Origin of the sequence: Serratia sp. CY74737 (assembly GCF_052166775.1) — a bacterium.
Classification (GTDB): domain Bacteria; phylum Pseudomonadota; class Gammaproteobacteria; order Enterobacterales; family Enterobacteriaceae; genus Serratia; species Serratia ureilytica.
In genome coordinates, this window is the sequence record NZ_JBJNOF010000005.1 from 188,792 (window position 1) to 210,645 (window position 21,854).

The window sequence follows — 21,854 nt, forward strand, 5'->3', positions numbered from 1 at the left end:
AGGCCACCGGCGGCGTTTTCTTTAGGGTTAACCGCCTGCGCGCGCCATGCAGCGCTGACGGCGTTCATCCACCCGCTTGGCGAACCAGGCGGTAGTCAACTTACGGGTGATTTTCGGGCTTTCCAGTTGGATGCCCGGCAGCATCTCGCGCGGCAGCTTGCCGCCCGCCAGCGCATAGACCTTCTTATACAGGTCGGTATCGGCAAAGTCGGCCGTGTCGCCTTTCTCCAGCGCCCGGCGAATGGCGCTGTCGCTCATGTTCAGGCGCTTGCCGAGCGTGCGCACCGCCAGCTCGGTGGAGCCGGGCTTGTCGCTGCCAAAGTCGATCAGATCGCCGTCCAGCGCCAGCGGAATGGCGCTCGCCCGGCTGACCGCGTTTTGGAACGCCGCGTTGCGGCTGGCGTACCAGCCGGCGTTGAAGTCGGCGAAGCGGTAAATTGGCCGGCTATAGTCGGCCGGGTACCCCAGCAAATGCATAATGCCGAAGTACATGCCGCCGCGTCGGCTGAAGACTTCGCGCCGAATCGAACCGTCAACCGGATAAGGATACCCTTTGGCATGCGCCTCAGCGAAGGCGACGCTCACCTGCATCGGGCCACCGGTATGAACCGGGTTCAAATGACCGAACAGCTTCTGCCCCATCGGCACGCGGTCGATCATGTCATCGAATATATCGCTCAGATCCTTCTCCGTGCGCACCTTATCCAGGCGCTCGCTGTAGCTCTGGCCGTTCGACGACGAGATCTTCAACGCGGTATGTACCAAAAAGTTCGGGATGTGCATCTGATCGGCGCGGCGGTCGATCTCCTTCCAGGCGATCTTCGGCAGCCCCGGCACCTGCGGGTTAGCCTGGAACGTCGACTCCTGTTCGGTGACCGCCAGCACCGAGCACAGGTTCTCATCGCTCGGCTCAATGCCCTGCGTGGCGAACGCGGCGGTGATATCGGTGGCCCAACCCTGACGATCGCCGGCATTGGCCGGGATCAGCGTCATCAGTCGCGCTTTGACGTCGGCGGGGCGCGCCGCCGGCGAGGTGGTGGTGGTTTTGCTGGTACAGCCCGCCAGCGCCAGCAGCGCGGCCAGGCTCAGCAAACGGAGGGGCTTCGGGTGGCATAAACGGCGTATCGACATCTTTTCCCTGAACGTGATGACATGAACAGCACTGAAATTAGCCCAGCCGCCGCGCACAATCCAGTATAAAGATCTCGCCGCGCCTTTCCTTCAGGCTGCTATGTTCAAACGATCGATAAAGATGTATTTTATATGCATCATATAAATCACTTTGCTTGCCCAGCCAGAGGAGCCCCCTATGGAGCAGCAGCTGCTTTGCTATAAAACCCTGCCGGAATGGAACAGCGAAACGCTGCCGGAAGCCTTTCGTCAGCGCCACAACACCCAGAGCGGCACCTGGGCGAAGCTCACCGTGCTGAGCGGCAGCCTGACGTTCGCCATGATGACCGAAGACGGCGCCACCACCGAGACCTGGCAGTTTAGCCCTGAAAGCCAGCCGCCGTTTATCGCCCCCCAACAGTGGCATCGCATCGTTTCCTTTTCGGGCGACATGACCTGCCGGCTGGCGTTTTACTGCACGCCGGAAGATTACTACCACAAGAAATACGAACTGACGCGCACTCACTCGGAAGTGGTTGAGGCGGCGGCGCGCATCGCGCCGGGCAAGGCGCTGGATCTGGGCTGCGGCGGCGGCCGCAATTCGCTCTATCTCAATCTGAAAGGTTTCGACGTCACCGCCTGGGACAAGCACGCGCCGTCGATAGCCCGCCTCAACCAGATCGTCGACGCCGAGCAGCTGACCCGCCTGAGCGCCAGCGTGCAGGATCTCAATACCCACCGCTTCAGCGGCGAATACGACTTTATCCTGTCCACCGTGGTCTTGATGTTCCTCGAACGCCAGCAAATTCCGCATATCGTGCAAGACATGCAGGACAGCACCGTGCGCGGCGGCCATAACCTGATCGTGGCGGCGATGGATACCGAGGATTATCCCTGTCCGCTGCCGTTCCCGTTCACCTTCAGCGCGGGTGAGCTGAAGCATTATTATCGCGACTGGGAGATCCTCAAATACAACGAAGACGTCGGCCAACTGCACAAGACCGACGCCGCCGGCAACCGCATCTCGCTGCGTTTCGCCACCCTGCTGGCGCGCAAGCTATAGCGCGTCGTGAAAGATAATCCCCAGCGTGTGGCGTTGGCCGGCGCGTATTCGGCTGACGCCGTGGCGCAGATTGACCCGATAGTAGCCTTTCACTCCCGCCACCGGCCGGTGATGCACGGCGAACACCACCGCGTCGCCCTGTTGCAGCGGCACCACCTCCGCCCGGCTCTGCATCCGCGGCCGCTGTTCGGTCAGCACGAACTCGCCGCCGGTGAAGTCCTGCTCGGGGGCGGAGAGCAGAAACGCCACCTGCAGCGGAAACACTCGCTCGCCGTACAGATCCTGATGCAGGCAGTTGTAATCCCCCGTTTCGTAGCGCAACAGCAGCGGCGTCGGCCGCCGCTGGCCGGCCCGGTGGCATTCCGCCAGGTAGGTTTCATGTGCGACGGGATAACACGTCTCCAACCCCAACAAGGCGTTCCAACGGTTGGCCACCGGCGCCAGCCGCGCATACATCAGGCTGCGCGCTTCGGCCACCGGCGGCGGCAGCGGATAGGCGAAATAGCGGTACTCGCCGCGGCCAAAACCGTGCTTCGCCATCACGATGCGGCTGCGAAAATGCGCATCCTGCGGGTAAAGCGCCGAAAGCTCGCGGCACAGGTCTTGGCTGAGCACGCCCGGCAGACGCGCGCAGCCCTGCGCATCGAGTTCACGTTCAATTGCCGCCCAGTCCAATTCGGCCAGCCGGGTCGCCAGCGCGCCGCTCATCGCTGCGCCTCTTTTTCCAGCAACGCTTTCTTGCGATCGACGCCCCAGCGGTAGCCGGACAGCGTGCCGTCGTTGCGCACCACCCGGTGGCAGGGGATCGCCACCGCCAGCATGTTGGCGGCGCAGGCGCCGGCTACCGCGCGCACCGCTTTGGGCGCCCCAATGCGCCGAGCGATATCGGCATAGCTGACGGTTTCGCCGACCGGTATCGCCTGCAGCGCCCGCCAGACCCGCTGTTGAAACGCGGTGCCGCGAATATCCAGCGGCAGCGCCAACCCGTTCTCCGGCGCTTCAATCAGGCCCACCACCTGCGCCATCAGCGCTTCATACTGCGCGTCGCCGCCGATCAGCTCGGCGTTGGGGAATTTGTCCTGCAGATCCTGCACCAGCTGCTGCGCATCGTCCCCCAGCAGAATGGCGCAGATGCCCACCTCGCTCTGGGCCGCCAGGATCTCGCCCAGCGAACAGCGCCCGACGGCGAAATGGATGCGCATGCCTTTGCCGCCCGCCCGATAGGCCTTCGGCGTCATGCCCAGCGCGGCGTTGGCCTGCTGGTAGAAGCGGCCGTTGGCGCCATAGCCGGCGTCGAAGATCGCATCGGTCACCGTTTCCCGCTGCGTAAGACCGGCGCGTAAGCGTTGGCTGCGCTGCGCGTCGGCGTAGCCTTTCGGCGTCAGGCCGGTGATCGCTTTGAACAGCCGGTGGAAATGGTATTGGCTCAACCCGACGTGGCGCGCCAGCGTCTGCAGCGACGGCGCTTTTTCCGCCGGCTCGATATAGCGGCAGGCCTCAGCTATCTGCCGCGCATGCTGTTCCGTCAGCGGCGTCAGCCCCTGCCGGCAGCGTTTACAGGGCCGATAGCCCGCCGCCTCCGCCTGCTCCGCGTCGTCAAACAGCTCCACGTTTTGCCGATTCGGTTGGCGTGACGGGCAGGAAGGCGAGCAATACACGCCGGTGGTTTTCACCGCGTAGATAAAGCGGCCGTCGGCGTGCTTGTCGCGGCTGACAATCGCCAGCCAGCGCGGATCGGCGCTGTCGATTACGTTTTTCATCATCCGTTCCTCACTGCGGTTTCGATGTTAACCAGCATAGTGACGGGCCGTTGGCGAAACACGCCGACTCTTGCTTTTTAATTCGTCGCCGACGTTTTCAACAATCTTTCGACAATTTTTAACCAACAACATGAAGTTTATTACGTTGCCAACCCGGTTGCACGGCGTTAGGATCGCGGCCGGCCACGGGCGTGGCCAGTGTTTCTGCCTGTTAGTTGCGCGCATGGAGAGGTTATTGTGTTAGAGAGTTTTGGCGTCCTGAATTTATGGACCTATTTGGCCGGGGTGGTCTTCATCATCATTCTGCCGGGGCCGAATACGCTGTACGTGCTGAAAACCGGCATATCGCGCGGCGTGCGCGCCGGCTATACCGCGGCGCTGGGCGTGTTTATCGGCGATGCGATCCTGATCTTTTGCGCCTATATCGGCGTGGCTTCGCTGATCCGCACCACGCCGTTCCTGTTTACCCTGGTGCGTTTTCTCGGCGCGATTTACCTGCTGTTCCTTGGCGCAAAAATCCTCTACGCCACCTTCGTGCAGAAGGCGCAGGCGCAACAGCAACAGATTGAGGGCGGCCACAGCATTCTGCGCAAATCGCTGACGCTGAGCCTGACCAACCCGAAAGCTATTCTGTTTTACGTGTCGTTCTTCGTGCAGTTCATCGATTTCAACTACGCGCACACCGGGCTGTCGTTCACCATTCTGGCGCTGATCCTTGAAGCCGTCAGCTTTATCTACATGAGCACGCTGATCTTCTCCGGCGCGATGCTGGCGCATTTCTTCAACCACAAGAAAGGCCTGGCGAAGCTCGGCAACGGCCTGATCGGCCTGCTGTTCCTCGGTTTCGCCACCCGTCTGGCGACCCTGAGTTCGTAATCCTTCCCGGCCGGCGCCCGCCGGCCGCGGTTTACTGTTCCGTCACGGCAAAATGACACGCAGGACAAATCGAATGTCAGGCAGAGCAAAGCCGCCGCTTTACCGCTGATCTAGACTCTCAGGGTTAACGATAACCTGATGAATCTGATCGGAGGATGTATGTCTGACAATACCGTAGCCGTGCTGGATAGCGTGTCGCGTTTTCTCGATCGTCAGCATGGGCTGTATATCGACGGCCAGTGGCGCGCGTCCGCCGCGGAAGGCCGCCTGGCGGTGTATAACCCCGCCAATGGGCAGCAAATCGCCACCACCGCCGACGCCAACGAACACGACGTGGCGCAGGCGGTGGAGTCCGCCCACAAAGCATTCAGCGAAGGCGTCTGGGCGCAGCGTCTGCCGGTCGAGCGCGAACGCATCCTGCTGCGCTTCGCCGATCTGGTGGAGCAGCACGCCGAAGAGCTGGCGCAGCTCGAAACCCTGGAGCAGGGCAAATCCATCAACATCGCCCGCGCTTTCGAAGTCGGCAGCACCCTGAACTGGATGCGTTACACCGCCGGGCTGGCGACCAAAATCACCGGTCAGACGCTGGACGTGTCCATTCCGATGCCGCCGGGCGCCAAATATCAGGTTTATACCCGCAAAGAGCCGATCGGCGTCGTCGCCGGCATCGTGCCCTGGAACTTCCCGCTGATGATCGGCATGTGGAAAGTCATGCCGGCGCTGGCGGCGGGCTGCTCCATCGTCATCAAGCCGTCGGAAACCACCCCGCTCACCCTGCTGCGCATCGCCGAACTGGCGAGCGAAGCCGGCGTGCCGCCGGGCGTGTTCAACGTGGTCACCGGCCGCGGCACCGTGTGCGGCAAGGCACTGACCGAACATCCGCTGATCGCCAAAGTCAGCTTTACCGGCTCCACGCCGGTGGGCAAAAGCATCGCGCGCGCGGCGGCGGATCGCCTGACCCGCGTGACGCTCGAGCTGGGCGGTAAAAACCCGGCCATCGTGCTGCAAGATGCCGATCCGCAGCAGGTGATCGAAGGCCTGATGCTCGGCAGCTTCCTCAACCAGGGGCAGGTGTGTGCCGCCAGCTCGCGAATTTATATCGAAGCGCCGATTTACGATCGGTTGGTGGCCGGATTCGAACAGGCGGTGAAATCGCTGTCGGTCGGGCCGGGGATGGATACCGGGGCGCAAATCAACCCACTGGTGTCGCTCGCGCACCGCAACAAGGTGGCGGCCTACCTGGACGACGCCAGGGCGAAAAACGCCGAGCTTATCGGCGGCGCGGCCGGCCCGGACGCCAACGGCTTCTACATTCCGCCGACGCTGGTGATCAATCCGGATGACCGGCTGAACCTGACGCGCGAGGAAGTGTTCGGCCCGGTGGTCAACCTGATCCGGGTGGCGAGCGCCGAAGAGGCACTGAGCAAAGCCAACGACACCGACTTCGGGCTGACCGCCAGCCTGTGGACCACCAGCTTGCAAAAGGCGATGGCGTTTACGCCGCGCATTCAGGCCGGCACCGTGTGGGTCAACACCCATACGTTGATCGACCCGAACATGCCGTTCGGCGGGTTCAAACAGTCGGGCAGCGGCCGTGATTTCGGCCCGGATTGGCTGGATGCCTACACCGAGTCGAAATCGGTCTGCATCCGCTATTGAGTGCAGCGGCGCGGGCCTGGCCCGCGCCCTGACTTATTGATACTGCCGACGGTACTCGCTCGGCGACATACCGAAACGCTGCTTGAAAGCGGTCGAGAAATGGCTGTGATCGGCGAAGCCCCAGTCAAGGCCAATGCCGGCCAGCTTTTCCTGCCCGGCGGCGCTGCGCAGCGCCTGCGCGCACAGATCCAACCTGCGGTTCCTGATGTACTGCGCCACCACCAGCCCTTGACGGGCGAACAGCCGATACAGGCTGCGTAACGATACCCCCAGCTCGGTTGCCACCCACTCAGGACGCAGCTGCGCCGACTGAATATGCCTGTCGATCAGCGCCAGCGCCTTGTCAAAGACCGGGTGCTGCCCTTCCGGCCGCGCCTGTTCGAGCGCCAAAGCCGGGCGCAGCAGCGCCGCCAGCGCATTCAACACCGCCTCGCTTTCCGCCGCGGCGAGCTGAGGATCCTGCATGCTGCTCAGCACCAGCTGGCGGCTGAGGCGCACCGCGCTCAGCTCCGCCCCCAGACGCTGCACGCAAGGCGGCGGCAGCGGCAGGCAGCCGCGCGGCAGTAGCAAAGAGATTTGGCGCGAATCGCGCTGGAAGGTGAAGCTGCTGGGCTGTGAGGCGTCAATCAGCGTCATGTCGCCGGGAGAGAGCATCGTTTGGCGATCGCCCTGCTCCATCAACGCGCTGCCGCGCAGCTGGAAGACGGTAAAAAAGTGCGCGCCGTCGCTGCGGGCGATTTCACGCGGCGTGCGATACAGCCGGGCCTGGGCCACGTCGACCACGCTCAGACGCAGCGCATGGGCGCGGAACTCCTGCATCGCCCCGCTGAAACCCGGCCCCAGCGTTTTCGCGCAGAACCTGCCGCAGGCGGTGTTGATTTTGCCCAGCCACTCTTCGAAGCCGGCGTCGCGGAGCGTTGCCAATGCCGTCATGATCTCTCCCTTCAAACGCCGGCGGCGCTGCGCCGTTGAACAGAAAATCACCATAACAATCCGTTAACACACAATCAATGGCGAGCGGGGGATTTGGCACCGCGATCACAGATCATCGGGTGCCGAAGGGAGAACCACCTTAAGGCTGTTTGTCCAACAGGTAACGCACCACCGCCGCGTACTCTTTGGCGTAGCCTTCAACACTGGTGGCGGCCATGCCGGCATTGTCTATCTTGTATTGGCCAGCCACGTAGAACGACGGGGTGCCGCGCACGTCAAACGCTTTCACCGCTTCATTCTGCTTGGCGATCAACCCTTTGACCAGCAGGCTGTGGCGCGCGTTTTCATAGGTGGCGGCATCGATGCCGGCCGCCGTGAACACCCGCTGTATATCGTCGGCGCTGTTGACGGCGCGCTGTTTCTGCACCGCGTCGAACATCGCCCCTTCAATCTTGTCTTCCACGCCCAGCACCGTCGCCACCGCCCAGGCTTCGGTCAGCGCATTGCCCAGTTTGCCCATCAGGCTGACGTGATATTTGGTGACCTTCTCGCCCGCGGGCAGCGCCTGCGCCACGGTGCTGCCCACGCGGTAAGTTTCGGCGAACTGATAACAAGGGCCGCAGTAGAAGGAGAAGAACTCCACCACCGCCGGCGCGGCGGCCACCGGCTTATCCAGCCGGGTGTATTGCTCGCCCGCACGGTAATCCGCGGCCTGAACCGCGGGCAACGCCAACATCAATACGACGGCGGCGGCGAACGAACGCTTAACGTTTGCCAACATAAACACTCCTGGTTTCGATTATGAACATCGTCCTTAGCGGCGGTTTTTATAATCAAATAACCGGCAGAAGGCCAGTTTTTATTACCTTCTGTTTATGTGGGATTCAGTCAGCGTCCTTCGTAGCCGTCCCAATAGGCACCTACCGCTTCCTGCGACAGCACCTGGCGACGCTTAGGATTGTCGGATCCGCTGTAGGCGCGATTGATGAAAATGGTTTTGTGTTCCATGTTATGCTGGAATTCCGGGCTGGCCAGATAGTCGGCCTTTTTCTGCGCCTCGCTGCGCGCTACGCCCGCCGCGCGATCCTTTTTCCCCTGCTGGTAGAACTGTTCGAACATCGGCACGGCGTTTTTAATGCTGCCGTTCACATCGGTGCGGAATTGCGGATCGAAGTCGTCGCGGGTTTGATAAACGTAGTGTTTGGCATGCTGCTCGGCGCTGCTGAGGTGATGAGTGCAGGCGCTGAGCGCCAACAGCGGCAACAGCGGCAACAACAGCGCCGCGCTTTTCAGTCTTTTCATGTCGTCTGTCCCTGTCAGTGAGGAAGGTCCTTTAGCGCCAAGAGCATAGCGCCGGCCCCCGGCGAACGTCAAACGACAAAAAATCGCATCATATTGTTTTATATTAATATTATATACATTGATTGGTATTCATTGCCTGAAACACTATGCTTTAACAGAACAGGGTAAACACTCACCGACAGCGAGGCGGCCAATGAAACCGATCGACAAAAGCGTGGGGGAGTACGACCTCACGGCGGAAAAAAAAGCGGGCATGATCACCGGCACCATCCGCGGCGAACTGCCGGACAGCGACGCGAACCTGCCGCTGCTGCCCTTCTCCGGCACCTTCGCCGGCCCGAGCGTGGCCGAAGCCATCGCCGATATTCAGCAGCAGTTCCCCGACATCGAACCGGCGATTATCGACGATTTACGCGAGGAACTGCTGAAGGCCGGATTCTAATCCGGATCGCAATGCCGCACGAACGGGCTGTACACCGGCGCGCCGGGCTTCAGCGCCAGATCGGCGTCAAAATCTTCATTGCGGTTGAACGGCACCGCCGGCCAGGCGGAAAACGCGTTCAAACCGTCCCGGTACGCCTGCGTCACCTGCGCCAACGCGGCGTTTTGCGCCTGCAGAGCCTCGCCCGCCAACCCGCCGCGCACGCCATAGACCAGGAACGGCTCCAGCACGCTAAAACCGATATAGTGCAACGCATGCATGATGGGCCACAGCATCAGCCGCATATCGCCGTCACGCCCGTTCGGCGCGCAGGCCTGTGCGGAAGCGCCGGCGGTGACGGTCAGCAGCGCCCGTTTGCCGCGCATTACGCCGTTCTCATGGCGGTGGCGGCTGTCGTAGATCCCGCCGTAAACGAACACCCGATCCATCCAGCCTTTGATGATGGCCGGCGCGCCGAACCACCAGAAAGGAAACTGCAGCACCAGCGTATCCGCCCAGTGCAGCAGCTCGATATGCCGCCGGATCTCCGCCGGCAGCGCCTGAGTCGTCCAGTGATGGCGCTGCTCCTGCATCGCATCAAATCTGTCCGCCTGCTTTCTGCTGGGGTAATGGCCGGCGCCCTCGCGCGGATCAAATCCCTCCTGATACAGATCGACCGTCTTCACCTGATGCCCCTGCGCCAGGCAGGCCTGCCGCGCCTGTTCGGCCAAATGGGCATTGAAGGAATGCGGCTCGGGGTGAGCCAGCACAATCAGCACGTTCATCCTGTTTCTCCCGTTGTAAGGTGGTGCTGCTATGCTGTGGCTTTATCGCCCCCTTGGCAATTACGCACCTGAAGGTAACCCCCAATGGCTTATCCCGGCGACGTCTATTCGAGCAAGTGCTCCGCGCGCGATGCGCTGGCGCTGATCTCCGGCAAGTGGGTGATGCTGATCCTGCCTGCGCTGGCGCAGCGGCCAATGCGCAACGGTGAGCTGCTGCGCCGCATCGACGGCATTTCGCAGAAGGTGCTGACGCAAACGCTGCGCCAGTTGGAACGCAACGGGCTGCTCGAACGGCTGGATTTAAGTGAAAAGAATCAGGCGCATGTGGAATACCGGCTCAGCGCCGTCGCCTGCTCGCTGGTCGAGACGCTGACGGCGCTGGACCGCTGGGCGGAATACCATTTCCCCGAGCTGGACGCCGCTCGCGAGCGCTATGATGCCGACCACAAGCGCGAGAGCGAGTAAAGCGGTTTGGCAAGCAACGCGCGGCGCACAGAATGCGCAGGTGAGACGCTTGTTCCCGGTCTCGCCATCCGTTATCTATAGTTAATTCAATTCGCCGGTAACGGCCCACTCCACCTGAGGATCTTGCCTTGACGTTTTTAAAACACCCAATCGCCGCGCTGGTGCTGGCCGGCTGCGGCCTGCTGTCGGCGGGCGGCGCGCTGGCCGCTTCCGATGCGCTGGTGTACTGCACCGTTGCCTCGCCGGAATCGTTCAACCCGCAGCTCTCCAGCTCCGGGCCGACCTTTATCGCCACCTCGCAGGTGCTGTACAACCGCTTGGTAACGCTGCGCGAAAGCGATAAAACCCCTGCCCCTTCGCTGGCCACCGAGTGGAGCGTCAGCCCGGACGGCAAGACCTACACCTTTACCCTGCGCCAGGGCGTGAAATTCAACAGCAACAAATATTTCACCCCAACGCGCGACTTCAACGCCGAAGACGTGGTGTTCACCGTGATGCGGCAGAAGGATCCCGCTAACCCGTATCACAAGGTCTCCGGCGGCAACTATGAATACTTCACCGACATGGGACTGGATAAACTGATCGCCAAGGTGGAAGCGGTGGACGAGCATCATGTGCGCTTCACGCTGAGCCAGCCCAACGCCGCCTTCGTCGCCGACTGGGCGATGGATTTCGCCTCGATCCTGTCCGCCGAATACGCCGACGCCATGCTGAAAAAGGGCACGCCGGAATACGTCGACAACTGGCCGATCGGCACCGGGCCGTTCGCGCTGCAGCAGTACAAGCAAGATTCGCTGATCCGCTACATCGCCAACCCGCACTACTGGCAGGGCGAAGTGGCCAGCAAGCATCTGATCTTCTCGATTACGCCGGATCCGCAAACCCGGCTGGCCAAGCTGAAAACCAACGAATGCCAGATCATCCCCGCGCCGCTGCCGGAACAGTTCGCCGCCATCAAGGCCGACGACAACCTGCAGCTGCACGACATTACCGGGCTGAACGTCGGCTATCTGGCGTTCAACACCCAGAAAAAACCGTTCGACAACCTGCTGGTGCGCCAGGCGCTGAGCTATGCGGTGGACAAGAAAGCGATCGTCGCCGCAGTGTTCAAAGACAGCGGTACACCGGCCAATTCGCTGCTGCCGCCGGGCATGCTGGGCTACAACGACAAGCTGCCGGAATACGCCTACGATCCACAAAAGGCGCGCGAGCTGCTGAAGCAAGCCGGGCTGGAGCAGGGTTTTGAGACCGACATCTGGTCGATGCCGGTACAGCGCCCTTACAACCCGAACTCGAAGCGCATCGCCGAGATGATCCAGAGCGACTGGGCGAAAGTGGGCGTGAAGGCCAAGATCGTCACCTGGGAGTGGGGCCAGTATCTGGCCGGGCTGCGCAAAGGCGAGCAACAGAGCGCGCTGTACGGCTGGGTGTCCGACAATGGCGATCCGGATAACTTCGCCACCCTGCTCGGCTGCGCCGGCGTGCAGAGCGGCGCCAACGTGGCGCGCTGGTGCGATAAGGATTATGACAGCCTGATCCAGCAGGCGATCCAGGAGAACCAGCCGCAGGCACGCGCCAGGCTGTATCAACAGGCGCAGGTGATCTTCGCCAAACAGGCGCCGTGGCTGCCGCTGGCCACCGGCAAAGTGTTCTACGCCACCCGCAGCAACCTGAGCGGCTATGTGGTGGACGTGAACGGCAGCGATTTCGCCAAGGCCAAATTGAACTGATCCCAGGCGCCGCGGCGAGAGCTGCGGCGCTACCCGCCTCATCGCTTAATAAGCTGCCAGCCTCTGAACCTACCGCGCATTAACTTCACAACTTACGATGCTAACTGCCTCCCCTGTCGCCAGGCACTTAACCCACTAAATTCATAGCTTAATAAACGGCGTAATCCCTGGCATTTTGCTTAAACTGCATGCAGGCGCTTTCCTCGCCTGTAACATTTAGTTACCATCGGCACACAGACCCTTTAATATCAAAAGGTAACCCGGTGCAGAACACCTACATGCCGTGGCAAATTCGCCTGCACTGGCTGGTGGCGATCCTGCTGGTCATCACCTGCGTCACCATCGAGCTGCGAGGCTTTGCCGAGCCCGGCAGCGCCCCCTGGTACGTACTGGTTGTCACCCACTTCAGCTGCGGCGTAACGGTGTTTGCGCTGATGATCGCCCGCCTATTCCTGCGCTGGCGCCACCCCTCGCCCACCATCGTGCCCAAACCGCCGAAGTGGCAAACCGGCCTGGCGCACCTGACGCACACCCTGATTTACCTGCTGTTGCTGACGCTGCCGGTACTGGGGGTGTACTCGCGCTATCTGGGCGGCAAGGAGTGGTATCTGTTCGGCCTGTCGATGCCGTTCGCCGACGTGGCGGATCGGCCGCAGGCGCGGATGATTATCGGCTGGCACAAAACGTTGGCGTCGTTCGGCTACTGGCTGATCGGCCTGCATGCCGCCGCCGCGCTGTTCCATCACTACATCGTCAAGGACAATGCGCTGGTGCGCATGCTGCCATTGATGAAAAAACGCTGAATACCCGGCGCCAGGGATGACTTTTCGGGCCACGCCCGCTGACAGGGAATGACATGCAAACCCAATTTTTTAATGTGACCGTCGAACAATGCGCCTGCCAGCAGACGGCGCCCGACAACCTGGTGAGGATCATCGCCTCTGGCCAGACGTTCTTTTTTTACCGTGACGACTTCAGCGACAGCGAAAATCTGCTGGCCACGCTCGCCGCCGGCGATCGGGTGAAGATCGGCGCTCACCGCCTGCGGGACGGCAGCTACTGGCTGCACTGGCTGCTGCACGGCACGAAAGGCCGGCTGGAACCCGACAGAACGCTTAAATACAAGCTGAAATATTTCGCCCTGCTGGTGCTGGGCGCGGCGCTGGCCGGTGGCTTCCCGGCCGCCTTTTTCATCATGGACCGGGAAGACTCCTGGCTGACCATCGTCCTGTTCTTTATCGCCATCATCGCTGGCCTCATCGGCATCGGCATGGTGCTGTTCGTCGGTTCAGAGCTCTTGCTGATCGGGCATCGCGGCCGCAGGCGCCTGCTCAGGGCGCTGGATCGCGTGCTGCTGGGGCAAGACGTCACGCCGCCCGATTCGCTCAGCCTGAAAATCCCCGGCATCAGATACCGGGCTGTCCGCAAAGACGCCGTGCCGACGACCGCACCGCTGCAGACCGCACTTCCCCTTCCGGACGGCGTCGAGGCCTCCGGCATCGAGACGGTCAACGCCCTGAGCTACGAACTTCGCCACTATGAGATCCCGCGGCAGGTGCAGTATTTGGACACTTACGCGTGGCGTCAGAACGAGACGCACTTCGCGGTGACGACCCGCGCGCTCAACGTCCCCACGACCAAACTGCATCCGGTATTTCGTCGGCAGCATCCGCTTTTCATCGCTAAGGGCGATCCGCTGCAGGTGTTGTACTGCGAGAACGACACCGTCCCCGAGTTGCCAACGGTGCGCGGGATCATCAATCATCGCGACCACCAAACCTATCTCATCGGCGGCAATCGCTACTTCACCGAAGCCGGCCTTAACCTGAGCGCGCGTGTCATTTTCATCCTGGGCGCGATCATGATGTGTTTGATGCTCGGCCTGATCGTGTGGGATAACGCCGATACCCCAGCGGGCTTTTACCTGGATGCCTGGACCCTGAAGCGCCTCGGCAGTGAGTTGCCGCCGATTCTGCTGCTGATGATGCTGATGGTCAGCGGCCTGGCGCTGCTGATCGAGGGCTTCGCCCAGATCTGCCGCCTCTACGCTTTTGAGCAGCACCGCACGTTTAAGACGTTCAAATACCTGCGCAATCTGCGCCGCAGGCTATGGCGGCAGGAACAGGTGACGGAGCTGAAATGATGACGCTAGCGCTTTATAAAAGACCCCTTATTATCCTGACGCTGTTTTTGGCCAGCGCGCTGGGCGTCTATTTCCTCGCCCCTGAACAACGCTATGCGCAGTGGCAATGGACCCAGAGCGACGAGGCGTTGCCGACAATAGCCCGTTACGATCTCATCCACAGCTACCCGGCGCAGAACGGCGCTCTGCTGCTCATCAGCAAAAGAAGTGAGACCAGCGCCTACAACAGCTTCTACGGCTGGGCGGCCAACTACCTCAGCCAGGTGTTATTCACCGGCCCGAAGGGGTTGCAGATGCTGGGGCAACTCGACGAATCAATCTACGATGCGGTTTGCGTCGAGCAGGAGTGCATGCTTTTTCTGTCCAAAGGGCGCCGGCTGGTCGATGTGCAACGGGGCACCATCGGGGCGCTGATCCCCTGGCCGGAGGGCGACGACAATCTGCCTTCCTTTATCGGCGGCAAACTGGCGGCGCTGTCGGGAAAGCGCGCGCTGTATTTCATCAGCACCGAAGGCGTATTCTACAGCCCGGACTTTGGCGCCCATTGGCGGCAGACGCTGGATCTGCCGGCGCTGTTGGATGAGCGACAGCTGCTGGGCTTTGAGCGCGGCGAGGAGGAGTCACCGACGGCTTACGCCTCCGGTAAGCGCAAATCCATGCCCGAGATCTTTACCGCCGTTGATGGCGATCGCGTGCTGTTTTGGATGAACCCGGTGCTCGGTTCCGGCGCCTTGCACATTGCCGTTAACGGCAAAACCGGCGAGGTGGCCGAACTGCATTGGCTAACGGTGCGCGTCAAGGAAAGCGCGCAGGCTCCGGATGGCGGCATCTACCTGATCGCCCAAACGCTGGACAGAGGGCTGTATCAGCTTCTGCGTTATCAATCCGACGGGCAGTTGGCGGTGCTGTTGGAAAACGGCGATAAATCGCTGTATCAGCTGTGGGCGGGCAACGACAAGCTGGTCGCCCAAACGGATAACGGCGATGCGCGCCTTTCGCTGATTTTCGATCTGCGTTCATCCGAAGTGCGCTACCGACAGCCGTTGGAGTACCGCTACAACGGGCGCGACGACGCACGCCAAACCGTGATCGAACCGGAAAGCCACTATGGCGATGACGGGGAGGCCCCGCCGCTGCCCTACTTCGTTCGCTATCGATCCACCACGCCATGAACATGAGGAACCTGCCATGCTGTTAGGCTATAGTGCCGGCGCTGCGGGGTTGGTGGCGCTGTTGTTGGCGCTGCTGCCCACCGGCATCCTGCTCGCCTGGTGGGGCTGGCGCTACGCCGCCGCCCGCTGCGGCCGCCCGCGACCGCAGCTCTCCTGGCTCGGCTTTCTGCTGGCCTCGGCGCTGGCGGTCTATCCGGTGGCGTGCGTGCTGATGCTTATCGGCATCGCCATCCAGGATATCAAGAGCAAGCGGGCGGAAGAACAGTGGAATCGGCGCAGCTACCTGACGCTCGACGAGGCAAAACCGTTCGGTGAAATCACGCTGCCGAAAGGCAGTTGGGTGAACCGCCAGGAACCACGCCAGCCCGGCACCGAAGACAGCCCTATCACGATGGACGGCGTGACCGCCGTGCGTTTTCCTCAGCCGCAGAGCGTGGCCGGCGTGCCGATCATCGCCTTCGAGGTTTTACCGCCGGTGATGGAGCTGGCAGGTGCGCATACCTTCACCCGTCCAACCGGCCAAACGGTGCACTGCGAAGCCGGTTGGCTGGTCTCTTTCTCTTTACCGCCGGATAAGCCGACCCCGCAGTGGGAGGAGTGGCAGGCCGGGCTGCCTGCGGCGGCGTTTCGGCCCAGCGACTGGATCTTTAGGGAGTGCTTCTCCGGCAGCCCGATCGCGGTGCTGACCATGCACAACGGCGAAGTCAGGGTGCTGCCTTAAGCCTTACGCCGTGGCGTTGGGCAAACGCACGGTCACGCGGTTGTTGGCCGTTGGCAACTGCAGCGGCGTTTCCTGCCAACTTACCGCGATAACCAATACCGGCGGGGCCGGCACGCGCGGCTCACGCCCGCCTGGCCCCACGCTGTAGGCATCCCATTCAATCACAAACACCCCGCCGTCTTGCGGCTCGACCCGCTCGACGAAAAAGGTGGTGTCCGAACCGCGCCCGCCCGCCGGTTTATGCGCATAAGAGAGCAGGCTGAACCAGTCGCCGGCGAAGTAGAGATGGTATAGGCCATCGACGATATGCTCGCCGCGGAACTGGCAGCCGCCGACGCTCAAACCGTCACCCACCGGGGATTCCGCCACGCGTTCGAGATCGCGCACGAAGCGATCGGTCGGCCTGTTATCCAACAACAGTTCATAAGGCGGCGTGTGCAGCAGCGCGGCAGGATCGTCCGCCTGGCGCAGATCCGCCGGCAACATCGAGCGCGCCGCCAGCACGCGGCCGCTGGGCAACGTGATCTCCAGCCGATCCGCCGGATCCTCAGACCACAGCGGCACCCACAGACCGCGCACAAGGTGCAACGGCGTGGCCTCCACCTGCCGACACGTCGCCCGCAGCCGCGCCAGCGCCTCAACGGAACCGGCGGCCAAGGCTCCCAGCTCGCGATCGGTCAACGCAGGCAGCGCATACATCGCCCGGGCGGCGGGCTCGTATACCGTCAGCTCCTCTCCCTGGCGGCTGCGGGTCGGTATCAGGCGCAGCTTGCCATCGTCCACGTCCTGCGGCACGGCACAGGCGCCATGCACAATCGCCCCGTCGCGCAGCAGCAGCGTCCAAAAGCTGGGGCCTCCCATGCCCAGTTCCCCCACGCCGCCAATCTGCCGGTCGCTGTCGCCGGCGTGCGCCATCTCAATCGGCTGCGAACGCCAGTCGGTCTTGCGCCACTCTGCCGCTTCTTCGGGTTCTTGCCCGCTTTTAGCGGCGTACTTCGCCCATTGCAGCACGGCAAACAGCGCGATGCACAGCACACCCCAAACCGGGTGATCCTGCCAAATCAATAACCAACCGACGATCAAAAGCGCCCAGGCGGCCATGGCGATATCCTTTTCGAAGAGAAAACCGCCTGATTCTAGCTCAGGCGGTTAGTGGGGTTGAAGCCTATGCCATGAATAATTAGCCGTTAAATAGAAAGGTAATAATTTCAGCGTTATTTCTGTGACTATGAAGATCACATAAATAACGCTTCACAGAGTGACTGCAACGTAGAAAGATAACTCTCTGTATCTCAATGCAATATTTACAGCCCTATTAAAAACAGAAAGCAGAAAGAGGAAAAAAGCTGCAATAATTTGTACATATTCTAAACATTGACTATGTTTAGACATACTATTTATATGCAGGAAAAATACCGAATAAAAAATCAGAAAGGCGCTTAAAAAATTAACACAACCTTGCTTTTCGCGAGGAAGAAAAACTCTTTTCTAGCAATATTCCGGGGATATTTCATCTCCACGGAACGGGTCACTTTGCGTTTTATCAGGCCAATAGGCTACACACCGCAATTAATATCATTATTAGCATTCCGGAGACCGACAATGAAAATCGTTACGGGCATTATCCTTACCTCTGTGGCCGCCTTCAGCGGCGCGGCTTACGCGGCCGATGCACAACCTACCACCGGCAACGCGGAAGTGATGCTGGAACACGTGCACGCCGTGATGGAAAACGGCAGCCCGGCGCCGCAGCACGACGCCGCCTGCCAAAAAGAACTTTCCATGCCGGAATCGAAATATATGGGCATGAAGGTCAAAACCGATTACACCATCAACAGCAGCACTATGATGATGTCGGCCAAGTCGATGTTCCCATCACCGGATTCCATGAAACCCATGGAGCTGACGGTCGATCTCTCTGCGCTGGGCCTGGCGGATGTGTACGCCTTCGGCGCCTTTAAACCGGCTGCACTACCGCAGGCCTATATTTATTTCACCATCGACAAGAATTTTAAAGATCCGGTCAGCACCTTTATGATCATTAACCAAGGCAAGCAATATAACTGCGTGATTTCCAGCTCGAATAAAATGATGAGCAAAGAAATGCGCGGCAAGATGATGATGAAGAAACAGTAACGGAATGAAAAACGGCGCTTCCCGCAACAGGAAGCGCCGTCAGAAAAGCCTTAAATCAGACCAGGATTGTATTTCTGGTTGAATTTCTCTTCCGACTGGAACAGATAAATAATACCTTCGATAAAGCCGACAATCGCCGGGATCCCCGTCCAGCAGAACAGCAGGTAGAACAGCCCCCACCACTTCATGCCCAGGTAAAACTTGTGAATGCCCAGCCCACCCAGGAAGATGGCCAACAGGGCCGCCGCGAGCTTGTCTTTTCTGCTCATAGTCCACTTCTCCTAACTTCTCACCGAACCACCGGCATGCCTAAAAACGGATGCCGCTCCACAGAGCGCCGCATCGCAATGCTTGAGGAGGAAAACATTCACCCATCAAGACTCAACAGGGGTAATTATAACAGCAATTAATTAAACGGTTGTTTAACCGGCGAAAGGATAAGCTGCGGGAAGCAGGGGAAGCGAGGCTACAGATACTCGGTTTCGGCTCAAAAAAACACGCACGCTCGCAGGATCTCGGCGGCATAATAGATGAGCGAACATTATCCCGCAGCCGTCATTGTAAGAGATAAGGTTAAAACAGATTTTCATTGCCTGATATCGGCATATCGTTATAATTTTTAGTTTCCCTGGTGAATACCTGCAGACGGCTAAAAGCAGCTCACTTGCAGATGTTCAAAAAATGATTATATCACGACGCTAAAGCCCATCACGTTGAGTATTATGCGCCGCAATCGCATTCGCCATCAGTGCATAATCCTTGATGACCCCTTGGTGACGACGCCCTGAGCAGAAAATAAAATCACAGCGTTGCTCATCTTCGATCAGTTTTTTTGCCAGATGCCTGACTCGCAATTTGGGTGTTGCATTAATTCTGGTCACCCGCCCTCTTTCAGTTTCATTACTTTGCGGATGAACCTTTTCTTCATACTCGCCAATCATCAGGGTTATTTTATTAACGCTTTCAGCGATTGTTAACTTGCCATCAGGAAGCAACGCCCCATTCCCCCACCAGATCGATGGACTGGCCGCCAGATAATTTTGAAACGCGTCAGGATGATTAAGCAGCGTATAAAGTACAAAATGCCCGCCATGTGAATGACCTGCCAGCGTTTGTTTGTCTGTATTGATTGAGTAGCGTGACTCAACCCAGGGCTTAACGCATGCGGTGATAAACTGATAAAATGCCGGCGCTCCGCCACCGTCAATAAACTCTTTATCATCAGAGGGAACCGTATAGTCGCGGGTTCTTGCTTTTAGTATATCCACCCCATCCTGATAGCCAATGCCGACATAAAGAATATTGTCGTTGTTTCTACTCTGATGGCGTTCGGTCAGCTGGGAGAATTGAGTATTGGCATCGAGAAAGTAAAGCGCTTTTAAATCGCCATGCGCTTGCTTGTCATGAGCAATAAAAACCCTATAACGTTGACCATTAAAGTTAAAGTCCTTCGTTCTTGAAATCAAACATCCACACATAACAACCTCACTTTATAAATAAGCCTGTGATTTAACATTGGCGGTAATGTCTCTCCCCAGATGAGAGAAAAGACGGTGAGGTTCAACCGTAGCAACAGATTATTCGGCTTACGACGCTTGCTGGTTGTGTGAATCATTAAACAAACATACTGGTATTATCCCTTGCAGCACATTACCACTCAGCAACAAACAGAGGCCTCGTGAACAACCTGAACCGCATGCGCAAAAGGCCGGCCGAAGCAGATTCAGGGCGACATGCTGTCCGGTTAAAAGCGTCTTCTCCATCAAATCTTGATAGAACATGGATAATAAATTAAGAATCACCCATTAAAATATCAAGAACGCCATCAATTAATAAACGAAAAATCAAAATAAAAAACGCACTTATAGGATGAAAATCTTGAAAGGAAATATTATCTTAGAATTACTCTCGGGACAGACTGTCCCTGGCCCGGCATGGAGGAAAAAGAGCTTCCGCGCAAAGTTCTTGCTTCGCCTTATTTTATACTATTCATCGACTAAACAATCACTGTCCATTTTAACTCTACAGAGTGAGTTGAAATCGATGCTATATAATCAAGACACATTCCCGTGTAAAACGCACCGGCAATACCTGACGCGCAACCTCAATGCCAAACAACGCGCATCGGCAATTGTCAGCCATTACCGGTATGTGTCCTCTCTCAGTAACAAAGCACTGTCCTGCGCGCTGATATCACGTGAAGAAACGATTTTGGCGGAATTCACCGGCAGAGAGGAGGCTCGTTTTACTATTTCGGCCTCTTGTGCGCACAAAGCAGAACGAGAGGGCGAGTCAACGCTATGGTTGCGTGGTGACAATAATGTGCTACTCGCCAGCGTGACCTTTTCGGCCGTGTCCGAAGGGGCTGAATGGCATTTCATCATTGGTGGTCTGCAAGGTCCTGGACGACATGTACCTCATGAGACCATCAAAGAAGCTACGCGCGCTCTATCGGGTATTTTCCCCAAACGTGTTTTGATGGAGTTTATTAGCCGCCTCGCGGAACTCACCGCGGTGCGCGCTATTTATGGTGTCAGCGATAATGGACACGTTTTTCGCTCACTGCGGTATCGAATGAGTAAAGGTCGGCATTTACATGCAAGCTACGACGATTTCTGGTCGTTGATAGGCGGGATAAAACAAAATGCCTGGCGCTGGCAGCTGCCTTTGACGTTTGAAAGAAAATCTTTGGAACATATACCCAGTAAAAAGCGGGCAGAGTATCGCCGACGTTTTCAAATCATAGATGATATTGCAGAGCAAGTTCGCACGCTTAATACGACTAACCTCTGCGCGAAAATTGCATAATAAAACTATCATGAACATTCTTGGGACAGTTTTTTGAGTCAAATACCCCGTACGTTGCCCACCAATTACAGGGAAAACCAGTTGCCATCCTTCAGTCGGCCAGCACTACTGCACATCGACGCGTCGTCACAGAATAAGACGCTCTGCCCGCAGTGCGACATGCTGGTGGCGCTGCCGCCGCTGGCCTATGGCAGCAAAGCGGTATGCCCGCGCTGCAAAACCACGCTCAGCGCCCGCTGGGACGAGCCGCGCAAGCGGCCGATCGGTTACGCGCTCAGCGCCTTGTTCATGCTGGTGCTGGCCAACATTTTCCCGTTTATCAACATGCGCGTCGCCGGCCTCGGCAACGAAATCCGGCTGATCCAAATCCCGGAAGTCATGGTGGCGGAAGACTACGCCAGCATGGCCACCTTGTTTATAGTGTTCGTGCAGCTGATCCCGGCGTTTTGCATGGTGGCGATCGTTCTGCTGTGCGCCAGAGTGCGCTTGCCGCTGGGCCTCAAAGAGTGGATGGCCCGGGTGCTGTTCCAGTTCAAGACCTGGTGCATGGTGGAAATTTTCCTCGCCGGGGTGCTGGTCAGCTTCGTCAAGCTGATGGCCTACGGCGACATCGGCATCGGCAGCAGCTTCGTGCCTTACTGCCTGTTTTGCCTGCTGCAGGTGCGCGCTTTCCAGTGCGTGGATCGGCGCTGGCTGTGGCAGGATATCGAACCGGCGCCGCGACTTAATCGCCCGCTGACGGTGGGGCGCACCGGCATGCGCCAGGGCGT

23 protein-coding genes are annotated in these 21,854 nt (G+C 59.1%); 13 read left to right on the forward strand and 10 right to left on the reverse strand.

All coding sequences use genetic code 11. The features are described 5' to 3' along the window. Positions 1-27: 27 nt before the first annotated feature. Complete coding sequence (locus ACJ8PE_RS09380; RefSeq protein ID WP_197761909.1) at positions 28-1,131, reverse strand: DUF1615 domain-containing protein; 1,104 nt, start codon at positions 1,129-1,131, stop codon at positions 28-30. A gap of 178 nt (positions 1,132-1,309) precedes the next feature. On the opposite strand from ACJ8PE_RS09380, the gene tehB reads away from it, so the two are divergent. After that, entirely contained in the window at positions 1,310-2,173 is an 864-nt protein-coding gene (gene tehB / locus ACJ8PE_RS09385) for an SAM-dependent methyltransferase TehB (protein ID WP_197761911.1), read from the forward strand. On the opposite strand, the gene ACJ8PE_RS09390 is transcribed toward tehB, so the two are convergent. Then, positions 2,168-2,881, reverse strand: coding sequence for a 2OG-Fe(II) oxygenase (locus tag ACJ8PE_RS09390; RefSeq protein ID WP_197761912.1), 714 nt, complete (start codon positions 2,879-2,881; stop codon positions 2,168-2,170). The two genes, tehB and ACJ8PE_RS09390, sit on opposite strands and share 6 nt — an antisense overlap. Beyond that, on the reverse strand, positions 2,878-3,933 hold the full coding sequence (gene ada, locus ACJ8PE_RS09395; protein ID WP_442536750.1) for a bifunctional DNA-binding transcriptional regulator/O6-methylguanine-DNA methyltransferase Ada: 1,056 nt from the start codon (positions 3,931-3,933) through the stop codon (positions 2,878-2,880). Before ada ends, ACJ8PE_RS09390 begins: the two co-directional genes overlap by 4 nt. Before the next feature lie 237 nt (positions 3,934-4,170). On the opposite strand from ada, the gene leuE reads away from it, so the two are divergent. Both leuE and ACJ8PE_RS09405 read left to right on the forward strand, forming a co-directional pair. After that, positions 4,171-4,809 carry a leucine efflux protein LeuE gene (leuE, locus tag ACJ8PE_RS09400; protein WP_004940625.1) on the forward strand — a complete coding sequence of 213 codons (639 nt, stop codon included), beginning with the start codon at positions 4,171-4,173 and terminating at the stop codon, positions 4,807-4,809. 159 nt (positions 4,810-4,968) lie between these two features. Then, positions 4,969-6,468, forward strand: coding sequence for an aldehyde dehydrogenase family protein (locus tag ACJ8PE_RS09405; RefSeq protein ID WP_042783752.1), 1,500 nt, complete (start codon positions 4,969-4,971; stop codon positions 6,466-6,468). A 33-nt stretch (positions 6,469-6,501) separates the two neighbouring features. Here ACJ8PE_RS09405 and feaR read toward each other — a convergent pair whose 3' ends face one another. The 3 genes from feaR to ACJ8PE_RS09420 form a co-directional block, all read right to left on the reverse strand. Then, complete coding sequence (feaR, locus tag ACJ8PE_RS09410; RefSeq protein WP_197761914.1) at positions 6,502-7,401, reverse strand: transcriptional regulator FeaR; 900 nt, start codon at positions 7,399-7,401, stop codon at positions 6,502-6,504. 139 nt (positions 7,402-7,540) lie between these two features. Next, complete coding sequence (locus tag ACJ8PE_RS09415) at positions 7,541-8,182, reverse strand: DsbA family protein (protein ID WP_197779929.1); 642 nt, start codon at positions 8,180-8,182, stop codon at positions 7,541-7,543. A 107-nt stretch (positions 8,183-8,289) separates the two neighbouring features. Next, positions 8,290-8,703 carry an Exc2 family lipoprotein gene (locus ACJ8PE_RS09420; protein WP_197793886.1) on the reverse strand — a complete coding sequence of 138 codons (414 nt, stop codon included), beginning with the start codon at positions 8,701-8,703 and terminating at the stop codon, positions 8,290-8,292. A gap of 193 nt (positions 8,704-8,896) precedes the next feature. On the opposite strand from ACJ8PE_RS09420, the gene ACJ8PE_RS09425 reads away from it, so the two are divergent. Then, on the forward strand, positions 8,897-9,145 hold the full coding sequence (locus ACJ8PE_RS09425) for a hypothetical protein (RefSeq protein ID WP_004940639.1): 249 nt from the start codon (positions 8,897-8,899) through the stop codon (positions 9,143-9,145). Here the strand turns inward: ACJ8PE_RS09425 and ACJ8PE_RS09430 are convergent. After that, positions 9,142-9,909 (reverse strand): NAD(P)H-dependent oxidoreductase, encoded by a 768-nt coding sequence (locus ACJ8PE_RS09430; RefSeq protein ID WP_033651038.1) that lies wholly within the window; start codon positions 9,907-9,909, stop codon positions 9,142-9,144. The genes ACJ8PE_RS09425 and ACJ8PE_RS09430 overlap by 4 nt on opposite strands. An 84-nt stretch (positions 9,910-9,993) precedes the next feature. On the opposite strand from ACJ8PE_RS09430, the gene ACJ8PE_RS09435 reads away from it, so the two are divergent. The 6 genes from ACJ8PE_RS09435 (at position 9,994) to ACJ8PE_RS09460 (ending at position 16,140) form a co-directional block, all read left to right on the forward strand. After that, positions 9,994-10,374: a winged helix-turn-helix transcriptional regulator gene (locus ACJ8PE_RS09435; protein ID WP_197793887.1), complete on the forward strand. Its 381-nt coding sequence runs from the start codon at positions 9,994-9,996 to the stop codon at positions 10,372-10,374. Between the two features lie 128 nt (positions 10,375-10,502). Beyond that, positions 10,503-12,104 (forward strand): ABC transporter substrate-binding protein, encoded by a 1,602-nt coding sequence (locus tag ACJ8PE_RS09440; protein ID WP_197793888.1) that lies wholly within the window; start codon positions 10,503-10,505, stop codon positions 12,102-12,104. A gap of 278 nt (positions 12,105-12,382) precedes the next feature. After that, positions 12,383-12,907 carry a cytochrome b561 gene (cybB, locus tag ACJ8PE_RS09445; RefSeq protein WP_197761931.1) on the forward strand — a complete coding sequence of 175 codons (525 nt, stop codon included), beginning with the start codon at positions 12,383-12,385 and terminating at the stop codon, positions 12,905-12,907. 53 nt (positions 12,908-12,960) lie between these two features. Beyond that, on the forward strand, positions 12,961-14,247 hold the full coding sequence (locus ACJ8PE_RS09450) for a hypothetical protein (protein ID WP_197761924.1): 1,287 nt from the start codon (positions 12,961-12,963) through the stop codon (positions 14,245-14,247). Next, positions 14,244-15,419, forward strand: coding sequence for a hypothetical protein (locus ACJ8PE_RS09455; RefSeq protein ID WP_197793889.1), 1,176 nt, complete (start codon positions 14,244-14,246; stop codon positions 15,417-15,419). Before ACJ8PE_RS09450 ends, ACJ8PE_RS09455 begins: the two co-directional genes overlap by 4 nt. A 16-nt stretch (positions 15,420-15,435) precedes the next feature. Continuing rightward, positions 15,436-16,140, forward strand: a complete 705-nt coding sequence (locus tag ACJ8PE_RS09460) for a hypothetical protein (RefSeq protein ID WP_197793890.1) — start codon at positions 15,436-15,438, stop codon at positions 16,138-16,140. A gap of 3 nt (positions 16,141-16,143) precedes the next feature. Here the strand turns inward: ACJ8PE_RS09460 and ACJ8PE_RS09465 are convergent, their stop codons facing one another. Continuing rightward, the gene (locus tag ACJ8PE_RS09465; RefSeq protein WP_197793891.1) at positions 16,144-17,241 is read right to left on the reverse strand and encodes a hypothetical protein; all 1,098 of its coding nucleotides are present in this window, start codon (positions 17,239-17,241) and stop codon (positions 16,144-16,146) included. 501 nt (positions 17,242-17,742) lie between these two features. On the opposite strand from ACJ8PE_RS09465, the gene ACJ8PE_RS09470 reads away from it, so the two are divergent. Next, positions 17,743-18,276, forward strand: a complete 534-nt coding sequence (locus ACJ8PE_RS09470; RefSeq protein ID WP_197793892.1) for a hypothetical protein — start codon at positions 17,743-17,745, stop codon at positions 18,274-18,276. Positions 18,277-18,326: 50 nt separating this feature from the next. On the opposite strand, the gene ACJ8PE_RS09475 is transcribed toward ACJ8PE_RS09470, so the two are convergent. After that, positions 18,327-18,545: a TM2 domain-containing protein gene (locus ACJ8PE_RS09475; RefSeq protein WP_015376761.1), complete on the reverse strand. Its 219-nt coding sequence runs from the start codon at positions 18,543-18,545 to the stop codon at positions 18,327-18,329. Positions 18,546-18,974: 429 nt separating this feature from the next. After that, positions 18,975-19,754, reverse strand: a complete 780-nt coding sequence (locus ACJ8PE_RS09480; protein WP_197793893.1) for an alpha/beta hydrolase — start codon at positions 19,752-19,754, stop codon at positions 18,975-18,977. Positions 19,755-20,145: 391 nt separating this feature from the next. Between ACJ8PE_RS09480 and ACJ8PE_RS09485 the strand changes: the two genes are divergently transcribed. Continuing rightward, the gene (locus ACJ8PE_RS09485; protein WP_197761928.1) at positions 20,146-21,084 is read left to right on the forward strand and encodes a VirK/YbjX family protein; all 939 of its coding nucleotides are present in this window, start codon (positions 20,146-20,148) and stop codon (positions 21,082-21,084) included. Positions 21,085-21,243: 159 nt separating this feature from the next. Next, positions 21,244-21,854: paraquat-inducible protein A (locus ACJ8PE_RS09490; protein ID WP_442536751.1), on the forward strand; the 611-nt coding region annotated here is incomplete at its 3' end.

Bases quoted from the DNA above. Each gene is read 5' to 3' on its own strand.
- ACJ8PE_RS09380 (WP_197761909.1), bottom strand. From the start codon at position 1,131: ATGTCGATACGCCGTTTATGCCACCCGAAGCCCCTCCGTTTGCTGAGC.
- tehB (WP_197761911.1), top strand. From the start codon at position 1,310: ATGGAGCAGCAGCTGCTTTGCTATAAAACCCTGCCGGAATGGAACAGC.
- ACJ8PE_RS09390 (WP_197761912.1), bottom strand. From the start codon at position 2,881: ATGAGCGGCGCGCTGGCGACCCGGCTGGCCGAATTGGACTGGGCGGCA.
- ada (WP_442536750.1), bottom strand. From the start codon at position 3,933: ATGAAAAACGTAATCGACAGCGCCGATCCGCGCTGGCTGGCGATTGTC.
- ACJ8PE_RS09405 (WP_042783752.1), top strand. From the start codon at position 4,969: ATGTCTGACAATACCGTAGCCGTGCTGGATAGCGTGTCGCGTTTTCTC.
- feaR (WP_197761914.1), bottom strand. From the start codon at position 7,401: ATGACGGCATTGGCAACGCTCCGCGACGCCGGCTTCGAAGAGTGGCTG.
- ACJ8PE_RS09415 (WP_197779929.1), bottom strand. From the start codon at position 8,182: ATGTTGGCAAACGTTAAGCGTTCGTTCGCCGCCGCCGTCGTATTGATG.
- ACJ8PE_RS09420 (WP_197793886.1), bottom strand. From the start codon at position 8,703: ATGAAAAGACTGAAAAGCGCGGCGCTGTTGTTGCCGCTGTTGCCGCTG.
- ACJ8PE_RS09425 (WP_004940639.1), top strand. From the start codon at position 8,897: ATGAAACCGATCGACAAAAGCGTGGGGGAGTACGACCTCACGGCGGAA.
- ACJ8PE_RS09430 (WP_033651038.1), bottom strand. From the start codon at position 9,909: ATGAACGTGCTGATTGTGCTGGCTCACCCCGAGCCGCATTCCTTCAAT.
- ACJ8PE_RS09435 (WP_197793887.1), top strand. From the start codon at position 9,994: ATGGCTTATCCCGGCGACGTCTATTCGAGCAAGTGCTCCGCGCGCGAT.
- cybB (WP_197761931.1), top strand. From the start codon at position 12,383: ATGCCGTGGCAAATTCGCCTGCACTGGCTGGTGGCGATCCTGCTGGTC.
- ACJ8PE_RS09450 (WP_197761924.1), top strand. From the start codon at position 12,961: ATGCAAACCCAATTTTTTAATGTGACCGTCGAACAATGCGCCTGCCAG.
- ACJ8PE_RS09455 (WP_197793889.1), top strand. From the start codon at position 14,244: ATGATGACGCTAGCGCTTTATAAAAGACCCCTTATTATCCTGACGCTG.
- ACJ8PE_RS09460 (WP_197793890.1), top strand. From the start codon at position 15,436: ATGCTGTTAGGCTATAGTGCCGGCGCTGCGGGGTTGGTGGCGCTGTTG.
- ACJ8PE_RS09465 (WP_197793891.1), bottom strand. From the start codon at position 17,241: ATGGCCGCCTGGGCGCTTTTGATCGTCGGTTGGTTATTGATTTGGCAG.
- ACJ8PE_RS09470 (WP_197793892.1), top strand. From the start codon at position 17,743: ATGAAAATCGTTACGGGCATTATCCTTACCTCTGTGGCCGCCTTCAGC.
- ACJ8PE_RS09475 (WP_015376761.1), bottom strand. From the start codon at position 18,545: ATGAGCAGAAAAGACAAGCTCGCGGCGGCCCTGTTGGCCATCTTCCTG.
- ACJ8PE_RS09480 (WP_197793893.1), bottom strand. From the start codon at position 19,754: ATGTGTGGATGTTTGATTTCAAGAACGAAGGACTTTAACTTTAATGGT.
- ACJ8PE_RS09485 (WP_197761928.1), top strand. From the start codon at position 20,146: ATGAAAATCTTGAAAGGAAATATTATCTTAGAATTACTCTCGGGACAG.